Source organism: Sulfuritalea sp. (genome assembly GCF_017302275.1).
GTDB lineage: Bacteria > Pseudomonadota > Gammaproteobacteria > Burkholderiales > Rhodocyclaceae > Sulfuritalea.
On sequence record NZ_JAFLDR010000031.1, the window covers coordinates 41,846 to 47,845 of the forward strand.

Genomic DNA, 6,000 nt, shown 5'->3' on the forward strand with positions numbered 1-6,000 from the left:
CGCCGGTGGTTGGCATCGGCCGGACGCCTGATCGAACTGCCTTGAGCGGACCGACACGCCGGGTCGGTAGCCCCGGTCCGGCGGGGACGCCTTAGAATGATGGCGTCCCGATTGCGAAGGCGTTGATCGCCAAACCATGCTGCGAGCCCTGTTCTCCAGATTAATGGGTGGCCGTCCATCGCCCGCACCCGCCAAGTCCGTATCCGAGATCGATACGGGGCGGCTGGATGCCGTTGCGCCGGAGCGTGTCGCCGCGCCCGCCGAGCAGGGCGCGCAATCGGCGCAGTCGTTTCTTTGCCGCGAGGTGGTGCTCGACGGCGATCAGGGCGTGGCCGGCTACGAATTCCAGTTGCGGCGGGGTGCCGGAAGCCGCTTGCTGGCGCAGAGCAGGCGGGTGCAACATCTGCAGAACGAGGTGCTGGTGCGCAATCTCGTCCAGCATGCCGTGCACAAAATGCTGGGCCCGCGCGTTACCTTCGTGCCGGTGATTGACAGCTTCGCGGCCAGCCCGGTGCTGCGGCAGATGCCCCCCCACGGTGTCGTCATCGTCTTGCAGCAGGGGACGGGCGAGAAGCCGGATGGCACCGAGTTGCTGGACCAGGTGCGCGAACTCCGGCAGGCCGGCTTCTGCGTGGCTCTGGAAGAGTGCTTCGACGCGCCCTATTTCGGCCAGCTGGCACCGACGGTCGACTATTTCGTGGTCGACGTGGCGGCGCGCAATCCGGTTTCGCTGCGCATGTTGATGGCTGGCCTGGCGAAGATCAACCCGGAAGCGACGACGGTCGCCAAGGGGGTGTCCGGCCCGGAAGATTTCGAGGTGGTACGCAAGCTCGGCTTCAAGCGCTTTCAGGGACCCTTCGTGACGCGCCGCGAGGACTGGAAGACGAACACGCTCGCGCCGGACGGCCTGAGGGTGTGCGAACTGCTCAACCGCCTGCGTCGCGACGCCGATACGGAAGACCTGGCGAACATCATCCGGCTTGATCCCCTGCTTTCCTTCCGCATGCTCCGCTACCTGAACTCCGCCGCCTTCGGCTTGCAGAAGAAGTCTGCGTCGGTCAAGGATGCCCTGCTGATGATGGGCCGCTCCCAGCTCTACCGCTGGCTGACGCTGCTGCTGTTCCACACGGGGAATAGCAGGGAGGGCGCGTCCGCGTTGATGGAGACCGCGCTGCTGCGGGGACGATTCATGGAGTTGGCCGGCCGGGGCCTCGCGAGCCCGGCGCTGCGCGAGGGACTGTTCGTGACCGGGCTGTTCTCGATGCTGGATCTGGTGCTGAAAGTGCCGTTGACCGAAGTCCTGCGCCAGGTCCAACTGGCGGAAGAGATTCCGGCCGCGCTGCTGCACAACGAGGGGATTTACGCGCCCTACGTGGAACTGGCGCTGGCCAGCGAGTCCTTCGACCAGGAACGTATCGCTGCAGCCGCCGCGGCATGCGGCCTTGACGCGGAGGCGGTCAACCGCTGCCAGGCCGAGGCCTTGCATTGGGCGCAGCAGGTCGAGACGTATCCCGGAAATCACGCCGCCGGAGCCGCGCCGACCATGGGATCCAGGCGGTAGAAAAGCCTCACTTCCTGCTCGAGCCCGAACCCGACTTCCTCTTCGACGACCGGACCCGGCACTGCGAGACGGCCGGCGAGGCTGGTGCCGACGGGGAACGTGGTCAGCGGCGTGGCGAATCGCCAGCTCAGTACGACGCCGACAACGTGACGAAGGCCGCGCGCCGCTCCGGCAGCATGCCGAAGGCCGAGTCCACCTTGCCGCCGTAGGCGCGCAATCCGGCATCCAGCCGCCACGTGTCGGCGGCATAGCCGGCGGACAGCGTCAGGTTGCGGCTGCCGTCGTCGAGTGAAGCCATCCAGTCGGCCGCGGCACTCCATTTGCCGGCCGGCTCGGTCCAGGCCAGGCGCGCCAGCAGCCCGCGCCGGGCGAGGTTGCCCTGCTCGAAGAGGCGCGTCGATGCCGCATTGGCACCGGCAATAGCGAGGTCCGGCACGCCCGGCAGGCCGCGCAAGGCGTTCCTCGCCACGGCGTTGGTCCGCAGCCGCCGCCACTCGTCGGCCGAGTTGGCGCCGCCGTCCCACCACAGTTCGCCCATCGCCGAGAGGCCGCTCTCGGCGGTCCAGGTGGCGCCGAGCAGCGCCTTGCCAACCCGACCGTGGGATTCCACCTGCAGCGCCCGCCCGGCATTGAGCAATTGCGCCGCAGTTGCGCCGGCCGCCAGCGGCACGCGCCGCTCGCCGCGCTGCTGGAGCAGCAGCGAGCCGTGCAGCTCGACCGCGTCGTTGGGCACGGCGGCGAAACCCGCGCCGAGTTCCAGGCCATGGCGTGCCGACGCACGAGTGATGCCATGAAAGTCGGCGCTGGCGACACGGCGAAAAACGCGCAGCGCCAGCGAACTGTCGTCGCGCGCCGCCGCCGTGCTGCCCGCATTGCCCGGGCCGTGGCCGGGATTGGCGAGGATCAGCGACCAGGCGCTGTCGGCGCCGAAGTTGTCCCAGGCGATCATCGGGATGCCGGTCAGCGGCGGCGGCGCCAGTTGCAGGCGCGATTCACGCTGCAGCACGTCGAGCGGGCGAAAGGCGTAGCCGACGTCGCCCGACAGCACCTTGCGGCCGAGGCTGAAGCGCTCGCCGCCCAGGCTGAAGTCGACGTAGGTCTCGTGGGCGACGAACTTCGTCTCCGGCTTTGCGCCTTCCTGGCCGCTGGCCGTCACCGTCGCCAGCAGGTTCACCGGGCCGAGCCTGCCGCGCGCCTCCTGCTCGATGCGCGCGCGGTCGCGGCCGAAGCCGGTCAGCGCCAGGCCGGCGCCGAACACGCTGTCGTCGCGCTGGCTGCGCGCCTCGGCCACCGCACGCGTGGTCCAGGCGATGTCGATGGCCGGCGCGTTCATCGCCAGGTCCTGCGCCACCGCCGGCCCCATCAACGCGGCGAGCAGCAGACCCAAGAGTCGGCGCTGGAGACACGGCGATTTCATTGCGGCGATTCCGCGCGCACCAGGAAGGCCGGGTTGAACCACTCGTCGCCCAGTGTCTTCGGCGTGCGCGAAAGGTAATGCACCTCGGTGCGGCGTTCCTTCTGCAGATGGTCGGTCAGCGTCATGGTCGTCACCTGGCGGCGGCCATCGACGTCGCCCAGCGCAAAGCTCGCCACCTTGGCCAGCTTGTCCGACGCGACGTAGAGCTCGGCCTGCACCGGCGCGTGGCCCTTCTTCGCCAGCCAGGCCACCACGCGCGGGTAGCTGACGCCCTTGCGCGTGGCGGTCAGTTCGAGCTTGATGCAGGCCTGGCCGGCGACAGTCTCCTCGCCCAGCGACGCGGCCTCGTAGTCCTCGCCCCAGGTCATGGTCGCGATGTCGCCGCTCGAAGCTTCACCGAGCAGCTTCTGCATCGGCGTGATGCGCAGCGGGCGCTGGCTGCTGGGCATCATCAGCCAGAAGTCGTCGCCCTGCATCAGCAGCTTCTGGCCGCGCTCGGCGGGGCTGCGGAACAGCACCAGCGAGCGATGTCCGGGCTTCAGGTACACCGTGTAGTTGCGCGTCTTGTCGAGCTGGCCGGCCTTGAAGCTGCGGATCTCGGTCTCGACACGGCCGGCGTCCATCGCCAGGCGGTAGGCGTCGGCCTCCTTGACCATGGCCTGCAGTTTGGCGTCGGCGGCGAAAGTGGTCGTTGCGGAGAGGCCAATGGCAAGCAGCGCGACCAGCTTCAAAGCATTCCTTGCGAAGCCTTCCGGTTCGTCATTCCGGCGAACGCCGGAATCCAGCGGAAACACGGTACTGGACACCGGCGTGCGCCGGTGTGACGGTGAATTCAGTGGATTCTCAAACATGTGCCAAGGCCTCCGTAATGGGTTTATGTGCGGCGCGCCGGCTGACGAGCCAGGCGGCAGCCGCGGCGAGCGCCACCACCACCAGCGTCGCGCCGAGGTAGAGCGGAGCGGAAAAGGCGAGCAGCAGCGGGTAGCCGGCCGAGCGTCCCGGCGGAGGCGGCATTTCGAGGCCGGCGAACAGCAGTGCCAACGTGGTGGCGCCCGCCGCCAGCATGCCGATCGCCGCGCCCGCCGCGCCGATGGCCACGCCTTCGAGCACGAAGTTGCGCACCACCTCGCCCGGCTGGGTGCCGATCGCGCGCAGGGTGCCGATCTCGCGGGTGCGCTCGACCACCGCCATGCCCAGCGTGTTGCTCATGGCGAAGGCGACGATCACCACCATGATCAGGCCGAGGATGCCGAAGATGCGGTTGTAGAGCGCGCGCACCGCCTGGTAGAAGACCGCCAGGTCGCCCCAGGTGCGCACCGCCAGTTCCGGGTGGGTGGCCTTCACCTGCGCCGCCATCGCCGCGGTCTGCGCCGTGTCCTTGAGGTAGATGGCCAGGCTACCGACCTTGTCCGTCAGCAGCAGGCGCTGCACGGCACGGATGTCGGTCATCACCAGGCGACGGTCGATGTCGGGCACGCCGGTCCTGACGATGCCGCGCACGATCACGTCCACCGCATTGAGGTTGCCCTCGGTGGTGGTGGCCAGCAGCGTCAGCGAGCCGCCCACCTTGGCCTTCATCAGCTTGGCCAGTTCGTCGCCGATGGCGACTTCCGGCACCGCGTCCGAGGGCCCCGGCGCCTCGCCGGCGACGAAGCCGAGTTGCGGCCCGCGCAGGCGGAAATCCAGCGCCGGATCGACGCCGCTGCCGATGAACACCGCCGACTTGTCGCCATTCGATATCAGCCCCGAAAACTGGATGCGCGGCGCCACGGCGCGCACCCCGGGCAGTGTGGCGTAGTGCGTCGCCAGCGCCGCCGCCCCGCTCAATCCATGCTGCAGCGGCACGTCCTCGTCGTTGTCGAAACCGCGCGCGGCGGCGAGCACCACGTGGCCGCTGTCACGCGCCGTCATCTCTTCCAGCGATTCGTAGGTGAACAACGCGAAGCCGCCGCCGATCAGCACCGCCGCCGTACCCATGGCCGTGATCAGCATCGCGGTGAGCGAGCGGCGCTTGTTGCGCATCACGTTCTTCCAGGCAAACAGGATCCATTTCATTGCCGCTCTCCCTTAACGGATGAAGTACCGGTTGCGGAGTCCCGGGTAACGGTCGAGCTTAGCGAGCCAGTCGGTCGCCCCCGCCCAGGGGCGGGGGTCAGGGGGTGGGGGGCGATCAATTCGCTTTTCGCCTGCTTCTCTTCCGCGGGTCCAGTCGGCGCTCCATGGGCGTCCACCAGTTCACCGTCCGCCAGGCGCAGCACGCGGTCGCAATGCGCGCTCATGCGCTCGTCGTGGGTCGCCACCACCACGGCCGCACCGCGTTCGTGCGACAGCTCGCGCAGCAGGTCGACGATCTGCTGCGCGGTGTGCGAATCGAGGTTGGCGGTCGGCTCGTCGGCGATGACCAGGCTGGGCGACTTGACCAGGGCGCGGGCGATCGCCACGCGCTGGCGCTGGCCGCCCGAGAGCGCGTCCGGCAGGCGGCCGGCCAGCCCGGTCAGTCCGGTGCGCTCCAGTATCTCCGCCACCTTGCGGCGGCGTTCCGCCGGCGCGCGGCCGAGCAGCAGCAGCGGGTATTCCACGTTGTCGGCCACGTTCATCACCGGCACCAGATTGAATCCCTGGAAGATGAAGCCCACCTGTTCGCGCCGCAGACTGGTCAGCGCGGCATCGTCGAGGCCATCCACCGGCCTGCCGGCGATCTCGCGCGTACCGGCGTCCTGCGTGTCGATCAGGCCGGCCAGGTTGAGCAGCGTGCTCTTGCCGCTGCCCGAAGGCCCGGTGAGCGCCACCATCTCGCCCGCCGCCGCCGTCAGGCTGACGCCCTTCAGCGCCTCGGCCCAGTCGTCGCCAACGCGGTAGCGCTTGCGCAAGTCGGTCAGGCGCACGGTGCTGGCTCGCGCTGCAAGCTCCAGGGTCGGCGCGTTCATTTGGCCGACTCCGCGAGGCGCGCCTCGGCGGCCGCCACTTCTGCGCGGAATGCCGCCGGCGCCGCCGCCAGCAGCGGATCGGCACGCAACGCGGC

At 69.2% G+C, this 6,000-nt stretch carries 5 protein-coding genes; 1 reads left to right on the forward strand and 4 read right to left on the reverse strand.

Annotated elements, in window-relative coordinates:
* Positions 1–136: 136 nt before the first annotated feature.
* Positions 137–1,561, forward strand: a complete 1,425-nt coding sequence (locus tag J0M27_RS15600; RefSeq protein ID WP_294993630.1) for an HDOD domain-containing protein — start codon at positions 137–139, stop codon at positions 1,559–1,561.
* Between the two features lie 127 nt (positions 1,562–1,688).
* Here the strand turns inward: J0M27_RS15600 and J0M27_RS15605 are convergent, their stop codons facing one another.
* From J0M27_RS15605 to J0M27_RS15620, 4 genes are read right to left on the reverse strand one after another with little or no spacing between them, the layout of a single operon-like run.
* Positions 1,689–2,978 (reverse strand): hypothetical protein, encoded by a 1,290-nt coding sequence (locus tag J0M27_RS15605; RefSeq protein ID WP_294993633.1) that lies wholly within the window; start codon positions 2,976–2,978, stop codon positions 1,689–1,691.
* Positions 2,975–3,829 (reverse strand): outer membrane lipoprotein-sorting protein, encoded by an 855-nt coding sequence (locus J0M27_RS15610; protein ID WP_294993636.1) that lies wholly within the window; start codon positions 3,827–3,829, stop codon positions 2,975–2,977. Before J0M27_RS15610 ends, J0M27_RS15605 begins: the two co-directional genes overlap by 4 nt.
* Positions 3,822–5,033, reverse strand: a complete 1,212-nt coding sequence (locus tag J0M27_RS15615; protein ID WP_294993639.1) for an FtsX-like permease family protein — start codon at positions 5,031–5,033, stop codon at positions 3,822–3,824. The genes J0M27_RS15610 and J0M27_RS15615 overlap by 8 nt, the downstream gene beginning before the upstream one ends.
* Complete coding sequence (locus tag J0M27_RS15620; RefSeq protein WP_294993641.1) at positions 5,030–5,905, reverse strand: ABC transporter ATP-binding protein; 876 nt, start codon at positions 5,903–5,905, stop codon at positions 5,030–5,032. Before J0M27_RS15620 ends, J0M27_RS15615 begins: the two co-directional genes overlap by 4 nt.
* Positions 5,906–6,000: the final 95 nt, after the last annotated feature.